22 protein-coding genes are annotated in these 20998 nt (G+C 68.1%); 13 read left to right on the top strand and 9 right to left on the bottom strand.

Features of this window, described 5'->3' with window-relative positions:
* The first annotated feature begins 29 nt into the window (after positions 1-29).
* Positions 30-656 carry a LysE family translocator gene (locus ACEN9N_RS02605; protein WP_007830424.1) on the top strand — a complete coding sequence of 209 codons (627 nt, stop codon included), beginning with the start codon at positions 30-32 and terminating at the stop codon, positions 654-656.
* A 67-nt stretch (positions 657-723) separates the two neighbouring features.
* Here the strand turns inward: ACEN9N_RS02605 and ACEN9N_RS02600 are convergent, their stop codons facing one another.
* Positions 724-930 (bottom strand): thrombospondin type 3 repeat-containing protein, encoded by a 207-nt coding sequence (locus tag ACEN9N_RS02600; protein ID WP_007830422.1) that lies wholly within the window; start codon positions 928-930, stop codon positions 724-726.
* A gap of 264 nt (positions 931-1194) precedes the next feature.
* Here ACEN9N_RS02600 and pbpC point away from each other — a divergent pair, with 264 nt between their 5' ends.
* The 3 genes from pbpC (at position 1195) to ACEN9N_RS02585 (ending at position 5563) form a co-directional block, all read left to right on the top strand.
* The gene (gene pbpC / locus ACEN9N_RS02595) at positions 1195-3447 is read left to right on the top strand and encodes a penicillin-binding protein 1C (RefSeq protein WP_495655302.1); all 2253 of its coding nucleotides are present in this window, start codon (positions 1195-1197) and stop codon (positions 3445-3447) included.
* A 125-nt stretch (positions 3448-3572) separates the two neighbouring features.
* On the top strand, positions 3573-4274 hold the full coding sequence (locus tag ACEN9N_RS02590; RefSeq protein ID WP_495655301.1) for a FadR/GntR family transcriptional regulator: 702 nt from the start codon (positions 3573-3575) through the stop codon (positions 4272-4274).
* The gene (locus ACEN9N_RS02585; RefSeq protein WP_495655300.1) at positions 4271-5563 is read left to right on the top strand and encodes a CynX/NimT family MFS transporter; all 1293 of its coding nucleotides are present in this window, start codon (positions 4271-4273) and stop codon (positions 5561-5563) included. Before ACEN9N_RS02590 ends, ACEN9N_RS02585 begins: the two co-directional genes overlap by 4 nt.
* A 6-nt stretch (positions 5564-5569) precedes the next feature.
* Here the strand turns inward: ACEN9N_RS02585 and ACEN9N_RS02580 are convergent, their stop codons facing one another.
* Positions 5570-6337, bottom strand: a complete 768-nt coding sequence (locus tag ACEN9N_RS02580) for a hypothetical protein (RefSeq protein WP_413315923.1) — start codon at positions 6335-6337, stop codon at positions 5570-5572.
* A gap of 76 nt (positions 6338-6413) precedes the next feature.
* Here ACEN9N_RS02580 and ACEN9N_RS02575 point away from each other — a divergent pair, with 76 nt between their 5' ends.
* Positions 6414-7046 carry an ABC transporter ATP-binding protein gene (locus tag ACEN9N_RS02575; protein ID WP_495655299.1) on the top strand — a complete coding sequence of 211 codons (633 nt, stop codon included), beginning with the start codon at positions 6414-6416 and terminating at the stop codon, positions 7044-7046.
* A gap of 9 nt (positions 7047-7055) precedes the next feature.
* Here ACEN9N_RS02575 and ACEN9N_RS02570 read toward each other — a convergent pair whose 3' ends face one another.
* Entirely contained in the window at positions 7056-7922 is an 867-nt protein-coding gene (locus ACEN9N_RS02570; protein ID WP_478178536.1) for an oxidoreductase, read from the bottom strand.
* 117 nt (positions 7923-8039) lie between these two features.
* Between ACEN9N_RS02570 and ACEN9N_RS02565 the strand changes: the two genes are divergently transcribed.
* From ACEN9N_RS02565 to ACEN9N_RS02555, 3 genes are all read left to right on the top strand, one after another.
* Positions 8040-8981 (top strand): LysR family transcriptional regulator, encoded by a 942-nt coding sequence (locus tag ACEN9N_RS02565; RefSeq protein WP_495655298.1) that lies wholly within the window; start codon positions 8040-8042, stop codon positions 8979-8981.
* Positions 8982-9131: 150 nt separating this feature from the next.
* Entirely contained in the window at positions 9132-11369 is a 2238-nt protein-coding gene (locus tag ACEN9N_RS02560) for an NADP-dependent isocitrate dehydrogenase (RefSeq protein WP_413314245.1), read from the top strand.
* Between the two features lie 23 nt (positions 11370-11392).
* Positions 11393-11728 (top strand): DUF1161 domain-containing protein, encoded by a 336-nt coding sequence (locus ACEN9N_RS02555; protein WP_042672985.1) that lies wholly within the window; start codon positions 11393-11395, stop codon positions 11726-11728.
* A gap of 30 nt (positions 11729-11758) precedes the next feature.
* Here ACEN9N_RS02555 and ACEN9N_RS02550 read toward each other — a convergent pair whose 3' ends face one another.
* Together ACEN9N_RS02550 and ACEN9N_RS02545 are read right to left on the bottom strand one after the other, a co-directional pair.
* Complete coding sequence (locus ACEN9N_RS02550; protein ID WP_413314246.1) at positions 11759-12631, bottom strand: alpha/beta fold hydrolase; 873 nt, start codon at positions 12629-12631, stop codon at positions 11759-11761.
* Positions 12632-12687: 56 nt separating this feature from the next.
* Positions 12688-13248, bottom strand: a complete 561-nt coding sequence (locus ACEN9N_RS02545; RefSeq protein WP_495656442.1) for a nucleoside 2-deoxyribosyltransferase — start codon at positions 13246-13248, stop codon at positions 12688-12690.
* 120 nt (positions 13249-13368) lie between these two features.
* Between ACEN9N_RS02545 and ACEN9N_RS02540 the strand changes: the two genes are divergently transcribed.
* Both ACEN9N_RS02540 and ACEN9N_RS02535 read left to right on the top strand, forming a co-directional pair.
* On the top strand, positions 13369-13962 hold the full coding sequence (locus ACEN9N_RS02540) for a nucleotidyltransferase family protein (RefSeq protein WP_007830406.1): 594 nt from the start codon (positions 13369-13371) through the stop codon (positions 13960-13962).
* Positions 13963-14211: 249 nt separating this feature from the next.
* Positions 14212-14970, top strand: coding sequence for an SDR family oxidoreductase (locus ACEN9N_RS02535; RefSeq protein WP_413314248.1), 759 nt, complete (start codon positions 14212-14214; stop codon positions 14968-14970).
* On the opposite strand, the gene cynS is transcribed toward ACEN9N_RS02535, so the two are convergent.
* Positions 14964-15407 carry a cyanase gene (cynS, locus tag ACEN9N_RS02530; RefSeq protein WP_007830404.1) on the bottom strand — a complete coding sequence of 148 codons (444 nt, stop codon included), beginning with the start codon at positions 15405-15407 and terminating at the stop codon, positions 14964-14966. The two genes, ACEN9N_RS02535 and cynS, sit on opposite strands and share 7 nt — an antisense overlap.
* Before the next feature lie 21 nt (positions 15408-15428).
* On the bottom strand, positions 15429-15863 hold the full coding sequence (locus tag ACEN9N_RS02525) for a nuclear transport factor 2 family protein (protein ID WP_495655297.1): 435 nt from the start codon (positions 15861-15863) through the stop codon (positions 15429-15431).
* Positions 15864-15948: 85 nt separating this feature from the next.
* Here ACEN9N_RS02525 and ACEN9N_RS02520 point away from each other — a divergent pair, with 85 nt between their 5' ends.
* The gene (locus tag ACEN9N_RS02520; RefSeq protein ID WP_495655296.1) at positions 15949-16557 is read left to right on the top strand and encodes a TetR/AcrR family transcriptional regulator; all 609 of its coding nucleotides are present in this window, start codon (positions 15949-15951) and stop codon (positions 16555-16557) included.
* On the opposite strand, the gene ACEN9N_RS02515 is transcribed toward ACEN9N_RS02520, so the two are convergent.
* Positions 16535-18196 (bottom strand): L-lactate permease, encoded by a 1662-nt coding sequence (locus ACEN9N_RS02515; protein ID WP_413314251.1) that lies wholly within the window; start codon positions 18194-18196, stop codon positions 16535-16537. The genes ACEN9N_RS02520 and ACEN9N_RS02515 overlap by 23 nt on opposite strands.
* Positions 18197-18315: 119 nt before the next feature.
* Between ACEN9N_RS02515 and ACEN9N_RS02510 the strand changes: the two genes are divergently transcribed.
* Both ACEN9N_RS02510 and ACEN9N_RS02505 read left to right on the top strand, forming a co-directional pair.
* The gene (locus tag ACEN9N_RS02510; protein ID WP_495655295.1) at positions 18316-19200 is read left to right on the top strand and encodes a LysR substrate-binding domain-containing protein; all 885 of its coding nucleotides are present in this window, start codon (positions 18316-18318) and stop codon (positions 19198-19200) included.
* Between the two features lie 112 nt (positions 19201-19312).
* Positions 19313-20470, top strand: coding sequence for an alpha-hydroxy acid oxidase (locus ACEN9N_RS02505; RefSeq protein WP_056586547.1), 1158 nt, complete (start codon positions 19313-19315; stop codon positions 20468-20470).
* A gap of 85 nt (positions 20471-20555) precedes the next feature.
* On the opposite strand, the gene ACEN9N_RS02500 is transcribed toward ACEN9N_RS02505, so the two are convergent.
* Complete coding sequence (locus ACEN9N_RS02500; RefSeq protein WP_413314252.1) at positions 20556-20996, bottom strand: helix-turn-helix domain-containing protein; 441 nt, start codon at positions 20994-20996, stop codon at positions 20556-20558.
* Positions 20997-20998: the final 2 nt, after the last annotated feature.

The raw sequence follows: 20998 nt of genomic DNA, 5'->3' as shown, positions 1-20998 counted from the left end.
CAACCAACAGCCACACAGGAACACAACCCATGCCTATCGAACTCTGGCTCGCTTTCGTCGCGGCCTCCGCCGTCATGCTGGTCATTCCGGGGCCGACCATCCTCACTGTCATCAGCTATTCGATGTCGCACGGGCGCCGTGCCAACGTGCCGCTGGTGGCGGCCGTGGCGCTCGGCGACTCGACCGCTCTGGTGGTGTCGCTGCTGGGGCTGGGTGCGCTGCTGGCCACCTCGGCCTTCTGGTTCACGGTAGTCAAGTGGGTGGGCGGGCTGTACCTGCTGTACCTCGGCATCAAGCTGCTGCGCGCGGGCATCTCGTCCACCGAAATCGCCGCGCCGGCCGCGCCCGCCTCGCGGCTGCGCCTGTTCGCCAACACCTACCTGGTGACGGCGCTGAACCCGAAGGGCATCGTGTTCTTCGTGGCCTTCCTGCCGCAGTTCATCAGCCCGGCGGCCAATGTCACGTACCAGTTGTGGGTGCTGGCCGTCACCTTCGTCGTGATGGCAGCGACCAATGCCACGCTCTATGCGGTGTTCGCGGGCTCGGCGCGCAGGCTGCTGTCATCGCCGCGCGCGCAACGGCGCTTCAACTTCGCGGGTGGCTCGCTGCTGGGCGCGGCCGGCATCTGGGCGCTGATGGCGCGCCGGCCGGGCTGAGCGGCCCGCGCGTGCTCATGAAAAAGGCCGCGAAGCGCCATGCCTTCGCGGCCTTTGCCTGCGGCAGTCAGTAGCGGTACGGATTGTTCGGGGCGCGGTCGTAGCGATTGGGCACGCCGTCGTTGTCGCGGTCCCTGTCGTAGCGGTTCGGCACGCCGTCGCGGTCGCGGTCGCCGTAGTAGTGGCCGCGCGGCGGCGGGCGGTCGTAAGGCGCGACCACGCAGCCGGCCAGGATGGCCGACGCAGCCAGCAGGATCGCCAATGTCTTCGTCATGTGAGTTCTCCTTGGAGTGTTTGTGGAACCGGGCTTCGCCTCCTGCGAGCCGGTACCGCATTGAAGGCCACGCCGGTACGCATCGGGTTTCTCCATTGAAGCGCTTGCGTGAAGTTGGTTACCGGATGTGGAACATGGCGAGAACTTTGGGCCGAAGTCTTCATGCCCGCAAGGCGGCAAGCCGCCCGTCGCGGGGTAGGCGCCGTTCCCGTGGTGCATCGCAGAGAATGTCGGCGCCCACGCTTCCGGACACCGACCTTTTCGATGCAATCCGCGCCCCTCTTCGTTCCCGTCCGCAAGGCCCTCGCCGCAGCCCTGCTGGCGGCGGCCTGCGTCCATCCGGCCTGGGCCCTCGTGAGCTTCGAAGAAGTGAAGCGCGACTTCCGCTCGTCCGACACCGAGGTGCTCGACCGCAACGGCGAGTTGCTGCAGCGCGTGCGCACCGATCCCACCGTGCGGCGCGGCCGGTGGACCGCGCTGGCCGACGTGTCGCCCGCGCTGCGCACGGCCATGGTGCTGAGCGAGGACAAGCGCTTCTACGAACACAGCGGCATCGACTGGCGCGCGGTCTCGGCCGCGGCCTGGGCCAACGTGTGGAACACGCGCACGCGCGGCGCCTCGACCATCACGATGCAGCTATCGGGCCTGCTCGACGACGACCTGCGCCGCGCCTCTGGCGGACGCAGCTTCACGCAGAAGATCGGCCAGACAGTGGCGGCCGCGCAGCTGGAGCGCAACTGGCGCAAGGACCAGATCCTCGAGGCCTACCTCAACACCGTGCCGTTCCGCGGCGAGATCGTGGGCATCGATGCGCTCTCGCGCACGCTGTTCGGCAAGGCACCGAGCGGGCTCGATGCGCGCGAGGCCGCCGTGGCCTCGGCGCTGGTGCGCGCGCCGAATGCAAAGCCTGCCACGGTGGCGCAGCGCGCCTGCGAGGTGCTGCGCGCGATGGAGCCGCAGCAGAAGGTCGACTGCGAGGCGCTCGACATGTTCACGAGCGCAGCGGTGCAGCGGCGCGCCTTCGAGACGAACGAAGGGATTGCGCCGCATGCGGCTCGGCGCGTGCTGCGCGAGATTCGGGATGCGAATGCGGTGGCAGCCCCCACCCCGGCCCTCCCCCAGAGGGGGAGGGAGAAAGACAGCAAGGAAACCGGTGTGCGCACCACGCTGCGCGCGCCGCTGCAGCGCTTTGCGCTGGACACGCTGCAGCGCCACCTGCGCGAACTGCGCGAGCGCCACGTGGAAGACGGCGCGCTCGTCGTGCTTGACAACACGACCGGCGAGGTGCTTGCCTGGGTCGGCTCCTCCGGCCCGCTGAGCCAGGCGGCCGAGGTCGATGGCGTGACCGCGCTGCGGCAGCCCGGCTCCACGCTCAAGCCGCTGCTCTATGGCCAGGCGATTGCCGAGCGTCGCATCACCGCGGCCTCGCTGATCGAAGACTCGTCGGCGCAGATCAGCACCGCCAGCGGCCTCTACATTCCGCAGAACTACGACCGCCGTTTCAAGGGCCCGGTGTCGGCGCGCACCGCGCTGGCCGCCTCGCTCAACGTGCCGGCCGTGCGCACGCTGGTGATGGTGTCGCCCGAAGCCTTCGCGCGCGAGCTGCGCGCCGCCGGCCTGCCACTGCGCGAGAGCGGCGACTACTACGGCTACAGCCTCGCGCTCGGCAGCGCCGAGGTGTCGCTGCTGTCGCTCACCAACGCCTACCGCATGCTGGCCAACGGCGGGCGCTACGGCACGACGACGCTGACCATGCGGCCACCCGTCCCGGCCGAAAGATCGAAGCCGCCGATGCTCGACCCGCGCGCCGCCTTCATCGTCGGCGACATCCTCTCCGACCCCAACGCGCGCACCCGCACCTTCGGCCTCGACAGCATCCTTTCCACCCGCTTCTGGACCGCCGTGAAGACCGGCACCAGCAAGGACATGCGCGACAACTGGGCCGTGGGCTGGTCGCAGCGCTACACGGTGGGCGTGTGGGTCGGCAACGCCAGCGGCGAATCGATGTGGGACGTGAGCGGCACCAGCGGCGCCGCGCCGGTGTGGGCCGAGGTGATGCGCTTCCTGCACGCGCGCGAGCCCAGCCGCGCGCCCGCGCCGCCGCCCGGCCTCGTCGAAGCGCGCGTGAGCTTCGGCAACGGCGCCGACGGCAACCCGCTCGAAGCGGCACGCAGCGAGTGGTTCCTGCAGGGCACCGAGCAGACGCTGTTCGCGCTCGACGCCGGCATGGCGACCGACGCCGCCTCGGCGCGCATCACCGCGCCGGCCGACGGCACCATCATCGCGCTCGACCCCGACATCCCGCCGCAGCGCCAGCGCGTGCGCTTCGACTCCGAAGGCCGCGGCGTGCAGTGGCGCATCGACGGCAAGCCCTTCGAGCGCGGCAACAGCGTGCAGTGGTTTCCCTGGCCGGGGCGCCACGTGATCGAGCTGGTGGACGCCGGCGGCAAGGTGGTCGACCAGCGCCGGCTCGAAGTGCGCGGCGCCGGCGTGGTGACGAAAAGCGCGCGCCGGTAAAGACCTCGGGCGACGCGCTTCGGGGCGCGAGGAGAGGGCCGGCGCTTGGTAAAGATGCTGTCCAGGCCAACCACCACATGTACAGTCCGGGCTTTGTTTGGCGGCAAAATTCGTCCAATCATTGAATGACCCAGGTCCTCCCGATGCTTGCCCAAGCCCCCCGAACCTCCCTGGCGGACACCGCCGCCGACAGCATCCGCGCCGAGATCTCTGCCGGCCGCTGGGCCGTCGGCTCCCGCATCCCCATCGAGCCTCAGCTCGCGCAATTGCTGGGCGTGAGCCGCGGCACGGTGCGCGAGGCGGTCAAGACGCTGGTGTCGCGCGGGCTGCTCGAAGTGCGGCAAGGCTCCGGCACCTATGTTCGTTCGGGCTTCGACCCCTCGTCCAGCCTGCAGAAGCTGCGCCTGGCCAGCCTGCGCGACCAGTTCGAAGTGCGCCGCGCGCTCGAGGTGGAAGCCGCCCGGCTCGCCGCGGTGCGCCACACCTCGCGCGACCTGCGCCGCCTCCACACCCTGCTCGACAAGCGCGGCGTGCCCGACGCCAACGACAACGGTGCGAGCTTCATCGAGCGCGATCTCGCCTTTCACCTCGCCATCGTCGACGTATCGGGCAACCTCGCGCTGGCCGAAACCTGCCGCTTCATCACGGGCTACATCAAGGAAACGATCGCGAGCTCGATGGGCGGCACCGACCTGCCCGAGCCCGACGACGCCGCACACCGCGCGATCGTCGAAGGCATTGCCAGCCGCGACCCCGACGTGGCCGCCGCGGCGGTGCGCGCCTTCATGGCGCCGATGATCAACGCGCTGGCGCTGGGCACGCGATGAGTTCGTTCACGCTAGCTTCCCGCAGCAGCACCGCCGACGACCTGCTGATCGACGCCGAAGTCGACAGCCAACCCGCCCCGCGCCCCACGCCCGCGCCCACCCTCGCGCGCCGCATCCTGCTCGCCGCCAGCGTGGTGCTGATCGCCTTCAACCTGCGCCCGGTGTTCGCCAGCCTCTCGGTGGTGCTGCCGGAGATCATCAAGGCCACCGGGCTCTCGGCCACGGCCGCGAGCCTGCTGACCACGCTGCCGATCGTCTGCCTCGGTGTGTTCGCGCCGCTCGCGCCTGGGCTGGGCCGCCGCTTCGGCACCGAGCGCACGCTGCTCGCGTGCATGGTGCTGATCCTGGCCGGCACGGTGCTGCGCGGCACCGGCAGCATCCCGCTGCTGTTCCTCGCCTCGGCTATCGCGGGCAGCGGCATCGCGGTGTCGAACGTGCTGCTGTCGGGCCTCGTGAAGCGCGACTTCGCGAAGCAGGCCGCGCTGATGATGGGCCTCTACACCATGGCGGGGGGGGGCGGCGCGGCCAGCGCCGCAGGCCTGACGGTGCCCATCGAGCACGCGCTGGGCGGCGGCTGGACCATGGCGCTCGCGATGTGGGCGCTGCCGGCCGCGCTGGTCACGCTGATCTGGGCGCCGCAGGCGCTGCCGCTGAAGCCGGTGGCGAGCGAATCGGGCTTCACGGTGCGCGGCCTGTGGCGCGACAGGCTGGCCTGGCAGGTCACTTTCTTCATGGGCCTGCAGTCCGCGCTCGCCTACATCGTGATGGGCTGGCTCGCGCCGATATTGCGCGAGCGCGGGCTCGCCAGCGAAACGGCCGGCTACGTGGTGTCGCTGTCGGTCATGACGCAGGTGGTGACCTGCCTCGTGGTGCCCGCGCTGGCGGTGAAGCTGCGCAACCAGCGCGGCCTGGCGGTCGCGCTGGCACTCCTCACGGTGGGCGCGATGCTGGCGATGCTGTTCGCTCCGCTCGGCGGTGTGGGCGGCGTGTGGGCCTGGGCCGTGCTGCTGGGCATTGCGCAGGGCGGCACCTTCGCGCTGGCGCTCACGATGATCGTGCTGCGCTCGCCCGATTCGCACGTGGCCGCGCATCTCTCGGGCATGGCGCAGGGCGTGGGCTACATGGTGGCCGCCTTCGGGCCGCTGGTGGCCGGGCTGCTGCACGGCTGGACGGGGAGCTTCCGCGCCTCGTCGTGGCTGTTCATCGGGCTGGGCGTGGCGCTCGTGGCCGCGGGGCTGGGCGCGGGCCGCACGATGCATGTGGGCGCGACGACCGTGCCCAGTCGCTGAACAGCCTCATTGCGGGCCGCCGCAGAAATCCGCGCGCTCGGTGGTCTTCGCGGTGAAGCGGATGCGCGTGGTGGTCGCGGCGCTCTGCGGCTCGTTCTGCGGCCACTTGCTCTGCAGCCAGGTGTACTGCCACTCGTAGGGCGCGCCCGGCTTCGCGGCCTCGCCGTAGGCGATGCGCAGACTGCCGTTGCTCTCGTCGTGGCAGTGCTTCGAGGTCTTGTATTCCTTCTCGCTGAAGCAGGCGCGGATCATCTTGAAGCACGAGAACGGAATGTCCTCATGCACCGCCTTGCCGCCTTCCAGCGGCACGAAGTCCGCGGTGTCGAACGAGGCGCCGCCGCCGGAGTACATCTCCGACACGGTCTGCAGCACTGCCACGGCCCATTTGCCTTCGGCCAGCGGATAGAGCGCGGGCGCGAGCGACAGGCGCGCCTCGGGCTGCTCGGCGCCGCTGTCTTTCTTCAGGGACTGCGCGTAGCCCGAGAAATCGTGGAGGCGGTCGAGCTGCCAGCCCGCCGCATCGGTGCTGCGTTTGATGCGCGCCATGGCCAGCGGCTCGGCCGACAGCACCACGTAGTCGCCGGGCGCGGCGCCGCGCGGGCGGTACAGGCCGAGTTGCTGCACGTCGCAGGGCTGCGGCAGCAGGGCGCACAGGCGCGCGCGCCATTGCGCATCGAGCGATTCGGGTTTTTTCACGGCGTCGAACACCTGGGCCGAGGGCGCGGCGAGCACGGGGACGGCGAACGACAGAGTAAGCAGCAGCAGCTTTTTCATGGAGCCGAATGGTAGCCATGGCCCGGGGGCGCCGGGCGGGTTTCGTACGCGCCGCTTGATAAAGTCGGGCGCGACCATGAAACCATCCTCTCCCCTCCTCCAGATCGATGCGCTGCGGTTTGCCTATCCCGATCAGCCCGCGCTGGTGTCGAACTGGAACGCATCCGTCGGCGCGGGCGTGACGCTGCTGTATGGCGACACCGGCTCGGGCAAGTCGGCGCTGCTGCAGGTGATCGCGGGCACGCTGCCCGCATCCGGCCGGCTGACGCTGGCGGGCGCGAGCCTCGACGCCGTGCCGGAGGCGTACCGCCGCCAGGTGTTCTTCGTCGATCCCCTGACCGACCGCTTCGACCAGCTCAGCGCGCGCGAATGCACGGCTTCGCTCGTCGAGGGCGACGCGGGCTTCGACGAGGCGAAGTGGCAGGCCATCGCCGACGGCTTCTCGCTGGCCCCGCATCTGGACAAGAAGATGTTCATGCTCTCGACCGGCTCCAAGCGCAAGGTGTGGATGGCTGCCGGGCTGGCATCGGGCCGGCCGCTCGTCCTGCTCGACGAGCCGACGGCCGGCCTGGACATGCCCTCGACGCGATGCCTGTGGGCCACGCTCTCGGGCTTCGCGGCGCAGGCGAGGCAGGCGGTGATCGTGGCCAGCGCGGCGCGCATCGACACCGTGCCGCTAGCGGCCACCATCGAACTGCCGCTGGCCTGACGCCAGCCTTCAGGCGGCTGTGTCGAAGTCGGTGCTGCGGCTCACGGCTTCCCAGGCTTCCATTTCCTTGAGCATCGCCTGCGCATGGGCCCGCACCGCGTCGACCGAATCGCCGCCCAGTTGCAGCCGCAGCGGCGTGTGCTGGGCCTCCAGTGCCTTGGCGATGGCCGCCGCGGCCTTGCGCGGATCGCCGGCCTGCGTGTTGTGCATGCTGTGCGCGAACTCGCGCGTGGCGCCCACCACCGGCTGGTAGGCCTCGATCACCGGCATGTGGCGCATGCCGCTGCCCGCGAGTTGGGTACGGAACTGGCCCGGCTCGACGATCAGCACCTTGATGCCGAAGGGGGCGACCTCCTGCGCCAGCGCTTCCGAGGCGCCTTCCAGCGCGAACTTGGAGGCTGAATACGCGCTGAAGCCCGCGAACGACAGCTGCCCGCCAAGGCTCGATATGTTCACGATGGCGCCCGACTTCTGCGCACGCAGCACCGGCAGAGCGGCACGCGTGACGGCCATGGCACCGAAGAAGTTGGTGTTCATCAGCGCGCGCAGATCGGCGTCGGAGGTTTCCTCGAGCGCGCCGACCACGCCGTAGCCCGCGTTGTTGACCAGCACGTCGATGCGGCCGAAGCGGGCCACCGCAGCTTCGACGGCGGCTTCGGCGGCGCCGGCCACGTCCACGTCGAGCGGCGTGGCCAGCACGCGTTCGGGCGCCAGCGCCACGAGGTCGGCGAGGCGGCCGGCATCGCGGGCGGTGGCGACCACGTTGTGGCCCCGCGCGAGCGCGTGCTCGGCGAAGGCGTGGCCGAAGCCGGAGGCGGCGCCGGTGATGAACCAGGTCTGGCGGGTTTGCGAAGAGATGCTGACGGGGATGGACATGAGGCTGGCTCCTTGAGGGTGGAAGGGTTGCCTTGAAGGCATGGCGTGACTGTCCCAGCATTGCCACTCATCGACTAGATAGGCCAAATCGAATGCACTATGCAATACGATGCATGAATGGACCGCAACCTGCTCCCGCATCTCGCCATCGTTCTGGCGGTGCACCGGCGCGGCGGCTTTGCCGCCGCCGCGGCCGAACTCGGCATGAGCGCCTCGGCCGTGAGCCACGCGGTGCGGGCCGTTGAAGACCACCTGGGCCAGCCGATCTTCGCGCGCACCACCCGCAGCGTACGGCTCACCGAGGCGGGCGCCGGCTTCGTCGGCGTGCTGGCACCCGCGATGGGCGAGATCGGCGATGCGGTGGACCGTTTCGGTGAAGCGCTCGGGCGCGTGGGCGGCGTGCTGCGCATCAACGCGCCCCACGTGGCCCTGCCGCTGGCAATGACGCCGCTGGTGGCCGAAATGGCGCTGCGCCATCCCGGGCTGGTGATAGAGATCACCTGCGATGACGGGCTGGCCGACATCGTGGCCAGCGGCCACGACGCGGGCGTCCGGCTGGGCCACACCGTGGCGCAGGACATGGTGGCGGTGCGGCTTACGCCGCCCTTCGAGGCCATCATGGTGGCCACGCCGCGCTATCTGGCCACCGCCGGCGAGCCGCACAGCATCGAGTCGCTGCAGCAGCACAACTGCATCGGCTTTCGCTTCGTGACCTCGGGCGGCGTGTACGCCTGGGACCTGCGCGACAAGGAAGGTGCCCACGTCTCGGTCGAGGTGCCGGGCACGGTGCGCGTCACCGACGCGCTCTATGCCCGCGACCTGGCGCTGGCTGACGTGGGCATCGCCTACATCTTCGAGCCGCTGGTGCGTGCCGATCTGCGCGAGGGCCGCCTGCGCCAGCTGCTGCCGTGCTCGGCCTTCGGGGAGCCGGGCCTGTTCCTGTACTTTCCGCGCCGCGCGGCGCAGGCGCCCAAGCTGCGCGCCTTCGTCGACCTGGCGCGGGAAATGCTGGAGAAGAGCGCCGAAACCGGCGGCCATGCGCCTTCGCTTCCCGGCTAAGACGCCCGCCGAGCCGGGACATCCGGCCGGCCGGGCCGGAACCGGCTCCCGGTCCGGCGACAATCGGGGATTCCGGCGAAAACACATCCACCTCGTCCTTGCCGGAAGTTCCAGCCAACCCGACAACCCAGGATCTACGGAAGCAAGCGCATGAGCTCGAAGCAACCCACCATCGTCTACACCCTCACCGACGAGGCGCCCCTGCTGGCGACCTACGCGTTTCTGCCCATCATCCGCGCCTTCACCAACCCGGCCGGCATCAACGTCGCCACCAGCGACATCTCCGTGGCGGCCCGCATCCTGGGTGAGTTCCCCGAGTTCCTCGGCGACGACCAGAAGGTGCCCGACAACCTGGCCGAACTGGGCAAGCTCACGCTCAAGCCCGAGGCCAACATCATCAAGCTGCCCAACATCAGCGCCTCGGTGGCCCAGCTCAAGGCCGCCATCAAGGAACTGCAGGGCAAGGGCTACAAGATCCCCGACTACCCCGAGAACCCGACCACGGACGAGGACAAGGACATCCGCGCGCGCTACAACAAGTGCACCGGCAGCGCCGTGAACCCCGTGCTGCGCGAAGGCAACTCCGACCGCCGCGCACCCAAGGCCGTGAAGGAATACGCGCGCAAGAACCCGCACAGCATGGCCGACTGGAGCCAGGCCTCGCGCTCGCACGTCTCGCACATGCACGGCGGCGACTTCTATCACGGCGAGAAGTCCATGACCCTGGACCGCGCGCGCAACGTCAAGATGGAACTGCTCACCAAGAGCGGCAAAGCCATCGTCCTCAAGCCCAAGGTCGCCCTGCTGGACCGCGAGGTCATCGACTCCATGTTCATGAGCAAGAAGGCGCTGCTGGCCTTCTATGAAAAGGAGATCGAGGACGCGCGCAAGACCGGCGTGATGTTCTCGCTGCACGTCAAGGCCACCATGATGAAGGTCTCGCACCCCATCGTGTTCGGCCACTGCGTGAAGATCTTCTACAAGGAAGCCTTCGAGAAACACGGCAAGCTGTTCGACGAGCTGGGCATCAACGTCAACAACGGCATGGTCGACCTCTACAACAAGATCGCCACGCTGCCGCAGAGCACGCAGGACGAGATCAAGCGCGACCTGCACGCCTGCCACGAAAACCGCCCCGAGCTGGCGATGGTCGACTCGGCCAAGGGCATCACCAACTTCCACTCGCCCAACGACGTGATCGTGGACGCCTCCATGCCCGCGATGATCCGCAACGGCGGCAAGATGTGGGGCGCCGACGGCCGCCTGAAGGACGTGAAGGCCGTGATGCCCGAGTCGACCTTCGCCCGCATCTACCAGGAGATCATCAACTTCTGCAAGTGGCACGGCGCCTTCGACCCCAAGACCATGGGCACCGTGCCCAACGTGGGCCTGATGGCGCAGAAGGCCGAGGAATACGGCTCGCACGACAAGACCTTCGAGATCCCCGAGGACGGCGTCGCCAACATCACCGACCTGGACACCGGCGAAGTGCTGATGAGCGAAGACGTGGAGAAGGGCGACATCTGGCGCATGTGCCAGGTCAAGGACGCCGCGATCCGCGACTGGGTGAAGCTGGCCGTGAACCGCGCGCGCAACTCCGGCATGCCGGTCGTGTTCTGGCTCGACGCCTACCGTCCGCACGAGGCGCAGCTGATCACCAAGGTCAAGATGTACCTGCACGAGCACGACACCACGGGCCTGGACATCCAGATCATGAGCCAGGTGCGCGCCATGCGCTACACGCTGGAGCGCGTGGTCCGCGGCCTGGACACCATCAGCGCCACCGGCAACATCCTGCGCGACTACCTGACCGACCTGTTCCCCATCATGGAACTGGGCACCTCGGCCAAGATGCTGTCCATCGTTCCCCTGATGGCCGGCGGCGGCATGTACGAGACCGGCGCGGGCGGCTCGGCCCCCAAGCACGTGCAGCAGCTGGTGGAGGAAAACCACCTGCGCTGGGACTCGCTGGGCGAATTCCTCGCGCTGGCCGTGAGCCTGGAAGACCTGGGCCTGAAAACCGGCAACAAGAAAGCCGCCATCCTGGCCAGGACGCTGGACACCGCCACCGGCAAGCTGCTCGACAACAACAAGAACCCGTCGCCCAAGACCGGCCAGCTCGACAACCGCGGCAGCCAGTTCTACCTGGCCATGTACTGGGCACAGGAACTGGCCGCACAGACGGAAGACAAGGAACTGCAGGCCCAGTTCGTGAAGCTGGCCGGCACGCTTGCCAGCAACGAGCAGAAGATCGTCGACGAGCTCGCCGCCGTGCAGGGCAAGCCCGTGGACATCGGCGGCTACTACCTGGCGGACCCCGCCAAGTTCGAAGCCGTGATGCGCCCGAGCCCCACGCTCAACGCGGCGCTGGCGTCGGCCCAGGGCTGATGGGCATCGAGCGGGTGGCAGCCATGAAGCCTTGGTTCACGATGCTCCCCGCCGCGCTCGCCCTGCTGGCTGGCGCGGCCCACGGGGCCGAAGACTGCGAGGCCCTGCGCACCGGCATCGAGTCGAAGATCGCTGCGGCCGGCGTGGCGCGCTTCACCGTCACCGTCGTCGATGCCAACGCATCGGCGAACGGGCAGGTGGTGGGCAGCTGCGAGCTCGGCACCAAGAAGATCGTCTACCTGAAGGACGCCGGGCCCGCGTCCGGCGCAGGCTCGGCCCCGGCACCCAGGCCGGGCGAGCCGATGCTCACCGAGTGCAAGGACGGCACCGTGTCCGTCGGCGGCGACTGCAGGAAGTAGCAGCAGCCAACGGGGTGACGGCAACGGCGCTCAGCCCTTGCCCACCACCCGTGCGATCCACGCGAGCAGCACCGCCTCGACCTCATCGCGATTGACTTCATTCAGCGCCTCGTGGCGCGCGCCGCCGAACACGTGGCACGACACATCGCGCAGCCCCGCCTCGCGGTAGCGCTGCACCAGCGGGTAGAACCATTCGGCCTTGTTGCTGACCGGGTCCTGGTCGCCCACGAACAGATAGAGCGGCAGCTCGGGGCGGATGCGCCCTCGCATCGCGTCCGGCGCCAGCTCGGCCAGCTTCGCGAACATCGACCCCAGGCCCTCGGCCGAGACCGTGAATCCGCACAGCGGATCGGCGATGTAGGCATCGACCTGCGCCGGATCGCGGCTGAGCCAGTCGAAGGGCGTGCGAACGTCCGGCAATGCGGCGTTCATGTCTTCCAGCTTGAAGCCGGACTGCAACGCCGCGCCCAGCAGATCAAGCGCCGAAGTGCCCGAAAGCGCGGCGCCCGCCAGCAGTGCGCTGTGCTCGAGGAGGTAGTACTGCGTGGCGAACGAGCCCATGCTGTGGCCCACAAGGATCAGCGGCAGGCCCGGATGCACGCCGCGCACGTGGCGGCTCAGCAGCGCCATGTCGTCCACCAGCCCGGCGAAACCGCGCGGGCCGAACTCCCCCAGCTCGCCGCGCGCCGAGGCGCCCTTGCCGTGGCCGCGATGCTCGTTCGAATACACCACGTAGCCGGCCTGCACCAGCGCGTCCGCCAGGTGCCGATAGCGCAGCGAATGTTCGCCCATGCCGTGCGCCAATTGGATGACCGCGCGCTGCGTCGCGCCCTGCCAGCGATGGGATTCCACCGTGACGCCGTCGTTGGCGGTCAATTCGAAGTGCGTCTCGGTGGTCGGCATGCGGTGCTCCGGTGAAAGGGGAACGCCATCCTAGGGGTTGGCGGCCGGAGTTTCGCTCAGGAGTTTCCAGCCTTTGTCGCACGGAGGACAGCCAACACCTCACCCATCTTCTTCAACGCCGCTTCCGGCGTCGCCTCGATGTGGATCGAGCAGGCCAGCATCAGGTTCAGCGGCTGGCCGAAGTCTTCGACGGCAATACCGGAGCCGCTCTCGCGCAGCACGCCGTTCGCATCGGCTTCGCACGACAGTGCCGCCCGCGCGCGGTCCGCATAGCTCCCATCGGGCACGCCGTAGGCCACCACCGGAATCCCGAGCGCGACCGCCGCGCCCACCTCGAACACCGTGCCGGAATCGGGTTCCAGCCCTCTGAAGCAGGCGAGGTTGGCGACGACGCCGTCGGCGCTGCGAAGGCGCTGCATGTTGGCCTTGCAGATCTGCATTTCCGGAGCTTCGGGCGCAGGCTCCTCGTTGCCGTCGGCCGGAAGCAGTGCGCAGAGGCCGAGTGCGTCGCAGGCCGCGGCGAGCCGAACGAAATGGTCTCTCGCGTCAGGACGAAAGACGTCCGGTCCCGCGAGATAGATCTGCGGGCGCCTCGAGGGATCGGGGTTGTTTTCCATCGGCCGAGCATCCTCGCTTTTTGGATTCGGCTCAAGATGCACCAGCACGATGCGTGAAGATTTTCCGATCGATGGATCGGCGTCGGCGCACACGCCGCGGTGAGCTACAGTCGCCGGCCCATGCATCGCACCTCTTCACCCGGCCACGCGCAGCGACTCGTCGAACTGGTGCGCGGCGCGCCCTGTCTGATGGCCGCCTTGGCGGCGGTGCGCGAGTTGGACCTCGGCGCGTGGTGCATCGGTGCGGGGGCAGTGCGCAGCCTGGTCTGGGATTCGCTTCATGGATTCAGCGAGCCCTCGGCCCTGGAAGACATCGACGTCGTGTACTTCAATGCCGACGAGCCGCCGCGGCTCGGTGAGGCCGCCCTGCAGGAACAGCTGTCGATGCGGATGCCGGAGCATCGCTGGGAAGTGACCAACCAGGCGCATGTGCATCACTGGTTTCGGGAAAGCCTTGGACAGGTCGTGGCCGCGCTGACCTCGCTGGAGGAAGGCATCGCGACATGGCCGGAGTTCGCGACCTGCGTCGGTGTGTCCCTGGCTGCCGACGACTCGATCCGCGTGCTGGCGCCGCACGGCCTGGAAGATCTGTTCGGGCTGCGCGTTCGGCACAACCCCGTGCGCGCGGATGCCGCTACGTACCGGCAGCGCGTGGAGCAGAAGCAATTCGCGCGACGCTGGCCCAAGGTCGAGATCCTCGCCGCACAGCCCTGAAGCACCGCCCGCTCTGCGCGACAGCCGGTGGATTGAGCAAGAAGCCACAGTGGCTACATCGCGAAAGCCAAAGCACTACGCCGCGCCGTAGGAAGTGCCCGCCGCCCTTGCGTTTTGCAGGATCAGGCAAAAACCGAGTTCGATTCGGATACCGCCTCGGGGCCCTCGGACGCGAAACTTCTCTCCATGCCCGGTGCACCCTCTTCTGTGTGCGCCCCACGGCAACCGACCAGCACGAGGAGTTTCATCATGAGCGCAATCCAGGAAAAAGTCGTTCTCATCACCGGCGCGAGCAGCGGTATCGGCGAAGCAACCGCGCGGCTGCTCGCGCGGCGCGGCGCCAAGGTGGTGCTCGGTGCGCGCCGTACCGACCGGCTCGCGGCACTCGCGGCCGAGATCGAGGCCACGGGCGGCACCGCGAGCTTCCAGCGGCTCGACGTGACGCATCGGCCCGACATGGAAGCCTTTGCCGAGTTCGCCCTCGAGACGCACGAGCAGATCGACGTGCTCGTCAACGCGGCGGGCGTGATGCCGATGTCGCCGCTGTGGAACCGCAAGATCGAGGAGTGGGAACTCATGATCGACGTGAACCTGCGCGGCGCGCTGCTCGGCATCGCGGCCGTGCTGCCGGCGATGCAGGAGCAGGGCTGGGGCCACATCGTGAACGTAGCGCCGGTGGCGATGCAGGGCGTGTCGCCGAGTTCGGCCGTGTACCACGGCACGCAGTACGCGGTGAACGCGATCTCCGAAGGCCTGCGGCAGGAGCATGCCGGCCGCCTGCACGTGACGGTGGTGAGCCCCGACGTGAACGGCCCCGGCGACCCGCTGGCAGAGCGCATCGCCGCCACGTACGCCCGGGAGCGCATGCGCACCAACCGGCGCATCGCGGTGCCCGTGGATGCCGTGGCGCGATCGATCGCCGGGGCCATCGAGGGCTACGGCATCACGGCCCGCACGATGCGGCCGGCGGGTGCGCAGAGGCCGCACCCGGCGGTGTACGTTCAGTAGGTCTTGTACGGCAGGAACTTGCCCGACAGCACCACGTTGACGCGGTCGCCCTTGGGGTCGGCCTGGCGCTGGATGTCCATGCTGAAGTCGATGGCGCTCATGATGCCGTCGCCGAATTCTTCATGGATCAGTTCCTTGATGGTGGTGCCGTACACGCTCACGACCTCGTACCAGCGGTAGATCAGCGGGTCGGTCGGCACGGGCGTGGGCAGCGAGCCCTTGTAGGGCACCACCTGCAGCCACTTCTGCTCCTCGGGAGTGAGGCCGAAGATCTTGCCTACGACCTTGGCCTGCTTCTCGTCGAGCGTCATCTGGCCGAGACAGGCGGCGGTGGTCCACTCCTTCGAGAGGCCGACCTTCTTTGCCACGTCGGCCCACTGGATGCCCTTGCTTACCTTGACGGTGATGATTTTTTCCGTGACGTCGTTGCGGTTCATGCGGTCTCCTGTTGAATGGGCTCAGGCAAGCAACAGGCGTGCCCACCGGAACTTGCGATCCGACTCGGCAATGGGTTGGTCGTTGATGCTCGCAAAGCGCCTCTGCATCAGCCCGTTCTCCGCGAACTCCCAGTTCTCGTTGCCATGGCTGCGGTACCACTGGCCCGCGTCGTCGTGCCATTCGTACTCGAAGCGCACCGCGATGCGGTTGTCCGTGAAGGCCCACAGCTGCTTCTTCAGCCGGTAGTCGAGTTCGCGCAACCACTTGCGCGACAGGAACTCCACCACCTGCTCGCGGCCGTTGACGAACTCGGCGCGGTTGCGCCACTCGGTGTCGGGCGTGTAGGCCAGGCTCACGCGCACGGGGTCGCGCGAGTTCCAGGCTTCTTCGGCGGCCTGCACCTTCCGGGTGGCGGATTCGAGGGTGAAGGGCGGCAGCGGCGGGCGGGATTCCATGGAGATCTTTCAGTGCTGTGGTGAAGGGAATGCGCCGCAATGTGCCACATGTAGACAGACCTGTCTACATGCCTACAATCGCGCCATGGACATCTCCGCACTGCCCGCACGCGAGCGCATCCTGCTCACCGCGCACGACCTCTTCTACGCAGACGGCATCCGCGCCACCGGCATCGACCGCATCATTGCCGCCTCGGGCGTCACCAAGGTCACCTTCTACCGGCACTTCCCGTCGAAGGACGACCTGGTGCGCGCCTTTCTCGACCACCGGCATGGCCTGTGGATGGCGTGGTTCGTCGATGCGCTCGGCCGCCGCGGGGCGCAGCGGCGCATCGGCGACGGTCAGGCGCTGGAGATACTGGCCGACGTCATGGCCGAGTGGTTCGCCGACCCGGTGTTCCGCGGCTGCGCGTTCATCAACTCGGTGGTGGAGGTGGGCACGAGCGTGGCGGGCGCCAGCGACATCGCGCGGGGCCACAAGCGCGAGATGGTCGAGGTGATCGCCGGCCTGCTGCCGGAAGCGCTTGGAGGGCCGCGGCGCATGGCCATCGCGCAGGCGGCCGCGCTGGGTGTCGACGGCGCCATCGTCAAGGCGCAGATGGGCGATGCGGCGGTGGCGCGCGAAGCGGTCGGCGACCTGCGCCGGCTGCTTCAGGCGCTGGGCGATTCGATCACTTCACGACCATCGCCGTGAACGGCCATACGTAGGCCTGCAGCGTCACGTAGAGGCCCACGAGGCAGGCCAGCGCGATGGAGTGGAAGAACACGTAGCGCAGGATCTCGCCCTCGTGGTTGAACCAGCGCGTGGCGGTGGAGGCCACCACGATCGATTGCGCGTCGATCATCTTGCCCATCACGCCGCCCGAACTGTTGGCCGCGCCCATGAGGTTGGGGCTCAGGCCCAGCTGGTCGGCCGCCACTTTCTGCATGCCGCCGAAGAGCACGTTCGATGCCGTGTCCGACCCCGTGAGCGCCACGCCCAGCCAGCCCATCAGCGTGCCGAAGAAGGGATAGAACATGCCGGTGTTGGCAAAGGCCAGCCCCAGCGTGGTGTCAAGGCCCGAGTAGCGCGTGAGCGTGCCCAGCGCGAGCATCAGCACGATGGTGAGCAGCGAGAACTTCACCAGCCACAGCGTGCGGCCGTAGGCGGCCACGAGCTGGATGGGGTTGTACTTCATGATCAGCCCGCCCACGATGGCCGAGACAAGGATGCCCGTGCCCGTGGCCGAGAGCAGCAGCAACTGGTACACCGCGCCCTCCTTCGTGGGCTTGGGCACCACGGGCGCCACCTTCTCGATCATGTTGTGCAGACCGTCGATGGGGAAGCTCGGCGCGAAGATGCCGTTGAGCCAGGCCTTCACCACCGGCAGGCCCCAGATGAACACGAACACGGTGAGGATGAGCCACGGCGTCCAGGCGCGGATCACCGCCGCGCTCGCATGCTTCGTGGGCGCCACGGCCGGACCAGCTTCGCCGCCATCGGTCTCGTGCCCCTTGAGCGACACCGAGGTCCAGATCTTCTTCGGCTTCCACACACGCAGGAACAGCACCAGGCACACCATCGACACGATGGCCGCGATGATGTCCACCAGCTCCGGCCCGATGTAGTTCGACACCAGGAACTGCGGAACCGCGAAGGACACGCCCGTCACCAGGATGGCGGGCCACACCTCCATCATTCCCTTGCGTCCCGCGAAGGCCCAGATGAGCCAGAACGGCACCAGCAGCGAGAAGAACGGCAGCTGCCGCCCGATCATCGCGGTGACCGCCATCAGGTCGTAGCCATGCACCTTGGCCAGCGTGATGACCGGCGTGCCCAATGCGCCGAAGGCCACCGGCGCGGTGTTGGCGATGAGCGAGAGCCCCGAGGCCGCCAGCGGCGAGAAGCCCAGCCCGATGAGGATGGCGGCGGTGACGGCCACCGGCGTGCCGAAGCCCGCCGCGCCCTCGAAGAAGGCGCCGAAGGCAAAGGCGATGAGCAGCAGCTGCAGGCGCCGGTCTTCGGTGATGCCGGCGATGGAGTCCTGCAATATCTGGAAGCTGCCGTTCTGCTGCGTGAGCTGCTGCAGGAAGATGATGTTCAGCACGATCCAGCCGATGGGCAGCAGGCCGGAGAGCCCGCCCAGAAAGGCCGCCTTGCCTGCCATGTCGGCCGGCATGCCGAATGCAAACACCGCGATGACCACCGCGCTCAGCAGGCCCAGCCCCGCCGCGTAGTGCGCCTTGACGTGCAGCAGCCCGAGGCACACCAGCATCACCACCACCGGTATCGCGGCCAGTGCCGTCGATACGATCATGTTGCCGAACGGGTTGTAAACCTGTTGCCAGACCATGCGCTTGTCTCCTTGTTGTTGGAATCTTTTTGAGCCGGCAACGCGAGGCAAAGCGAGTCCGCCAGGAGTGACCGAGAGCGTTCGCTACCATCCTAACCCCCTCCCTCCGCCAACAAAAGATGGTTTCTCCGCGTCTCCCCTCGACCCAGGGCCTGCAGGCCTTCGAGGCTGTCGCGCGCCTTCGCAGCGTGAACCTGGCCGCCGACGAACTCAGCGTGACGCCCAGCGCGGTGAGCCATCGCATCCGCCAGCTCGAACTGCTGCTGGGCCTCAAGTTCTTCGTGGGCGGCGACTTCGGCCTCAGCGCCGACGGCATGGCCTACCTGGCGCGCGTGCGCGAGGCCATCGCAGCGCTGCAGCAGGTGCCCGGCCGCGAGCCCGAGTCGCAGGTGCGACGGCTGCGCGTGGCGGTCACGCCGACCTTCTCGCGCCAGATGCTGCTGCCGCGGCTCGCACGGTTTCGTGATGCGTATCCGAACATCGAGCTGATGCTTCAGGTGACCACGCCGGTGCGCAACACCACGGTCGAGGAGGCCGACATCGAGCTGCGCTTCGGCACCGGGCCCTTTCACGACCGCGAGTTTTTCCAGTTGCTGGCCGACGAGGTCTCGCCGGTGTGCAGCCCTGCTTACCTGAAGCGCCACGGTCCCTTCGACGGCTTCGCCACCGATGCCGAGGTGTTGCGCGCCCAGCTGTTGCGCACGCCGCTGGAGTCATGGCGCACGTGGTTCAAGGCCTGCGGCGTGGGCCTGCCCGAGCCGGCCACGGGCCACCAGTTCAACGACCTGGGGCTGGCGCTCGACGCGGCGGCCGAAGACTTCGGCGTGGTGCTGATGCACCTGCGGCTGGGCAGCGCATGGCTGGACAGCGGGCGGCTCGTGCGGCTGTCGCCGTGCAGCGTACCCTCGCCCAACGCCTACTTCCTGTGCTGGCGGCCCGGCGCGATGGAGCGCCGGGAGTGCGCAACCTTCGTCGAATGGCTGCGCGAGGCGCTGCGCGACTGAACTGAAATTTTTTCAGCAGCGGGGCCGGCTTTTTTCAGATGGCGTGTCGGGGTGCCTGAAGATAATGGCCGATTCGCTTCGCCCCCCACAAGAACCGCTCAGGAGACAGCCCTTGTCAGACCTTTCCAAGATCACCAGCATCGAAGACCTGCGGGTGATCGCCAAGCGGCGCGTGCCGAAGATGTTCTACGACTACGCCGACTCCGGCGCATGGACCGAGGGCACCTACCGCGCCAACGAAAGCGACTTCCAGAAGATCAAGCTGCGCCAGCGCGTGGCCGTGAACATGGAAGGCCGCTCCACCCGCACCACCATGGTCGGCCAGGAAACCGCCATGCCTGTGGCCATCGCGCCCACCGGCCTCACCGGCATGCAGCATGCCGACGGCGAGATCCTTGGCGCCCGCGCGGCCAAGGCCTTCGGCATTCCGTTCACGCTGTCGACCATGAGCATCTGCTCGCTGGAAGACATCGCCGCCAACACCGACCGGCATCCGTTCTGGTTCCAGCTCTACGTGATGAAAGACCGCGACTTCATCGAGCGCCTGATCGAGCGCGCCAAGGCGGCCAATGTGACGGCCCTGCAACTCACGCTCGACCTGCAAATTCTCGGCCAGCGCCACAAAGACATCAAGAACGGGCTGACCGCGCCACCCAAGCCCACCATCAAGAACCTGATCGACCTCGCGACCAAGCCGCGCTGGTGCATGGGCATGCTGGGCACGAAGCGCCGCACCTTCGGCAACATCGCGGGCCATGCCAAGGGCGTGAAGGACCTGTCGTCGCTGTCGTCGTGGACCGCCGAACAGTTCGACCCGGCGCTGAGCTGGGCGGACGTCGAGTGGATCAAGAAGCTCTGGGGCGGCAAGCTGATCCTCAAGGGCATCATGGACGTGGAAGATGCGCGCCTCGCGGCGAGCAGCGGCGCCGATGCGCTCATCGTGTCGAACCACGGCGGGCGCCAGCTCGATGGCGCGCCTTCGTCCATCGCCGCGCTGCCGGCCATCGTGGAGGCCGTGGGCAGCGAGATCGAGGTGTGGATGGATGGCGGCATCCGCAGCGGACAGGACGTGCTCAAGGCCCGCGCGCTGGGCGCGCGCGGCACCATGATCGGCCGCAGCTTCCTGTACGGGCTGGGCGCCTACGGACAGGAAGGCGTGACGCGCGCGCTGCAGATCATCCACAAGGAGCTCGACATCACGATGGCCTTCTGTGGCCGCACGAACATCGACGAGGTCGATTCGAGCATCCTGCTGCCGGGCACTTTCTGAGCCTCCCGCAATGGCTTGCGCCTACTTCCCCTGAAGCCTATTCGGTGACCGTGACCTGCCGAGCCCTGAAGAAAGGGCCCGCCAGCTAGTTGGATTCCAGCCGCTGCGCCACTTCCTGCCGACCCATCCCGCGCACGGCAGCCAGGCTCTCCAGCTGCGCAGCCCTCGGGCGGGCCTTGCCCTGTTCCCAGTGGTAGATGGTCTGGCCGGACACACCCACCAGCTGCCCATAAGACGCGGCGGAAATACCGAGTTTCGTGCGATGCGCAGCCAATCGGCCAGCGCTGAACCGGCGCTTCGGCCCGCTGTCTCCCTCTTCATCGGGCTCGCTTGCACGTGCACCACGGGCGGTGCCCTTGGCTACGTTGCGCAGCTCCTTTTCCAGCGCAACCACCTGCCGGCGCAGCGCGGCGATGGCGGACCGGTGATGGACGGATGCCTTCTTGAGGGTTTCGATTTCCGCGCGGACTTCCTTGCGGGCGACGCGGGAGATTTCGGATTTAAGGATGGACGCGATATTTGGCATGG

It is taken from the genome of Variovorax sp. Varisp46, assembly GCF_059491885.1.
This window is presented reverse-complemented; position numbering and strand designations above follow the sequence as displayed.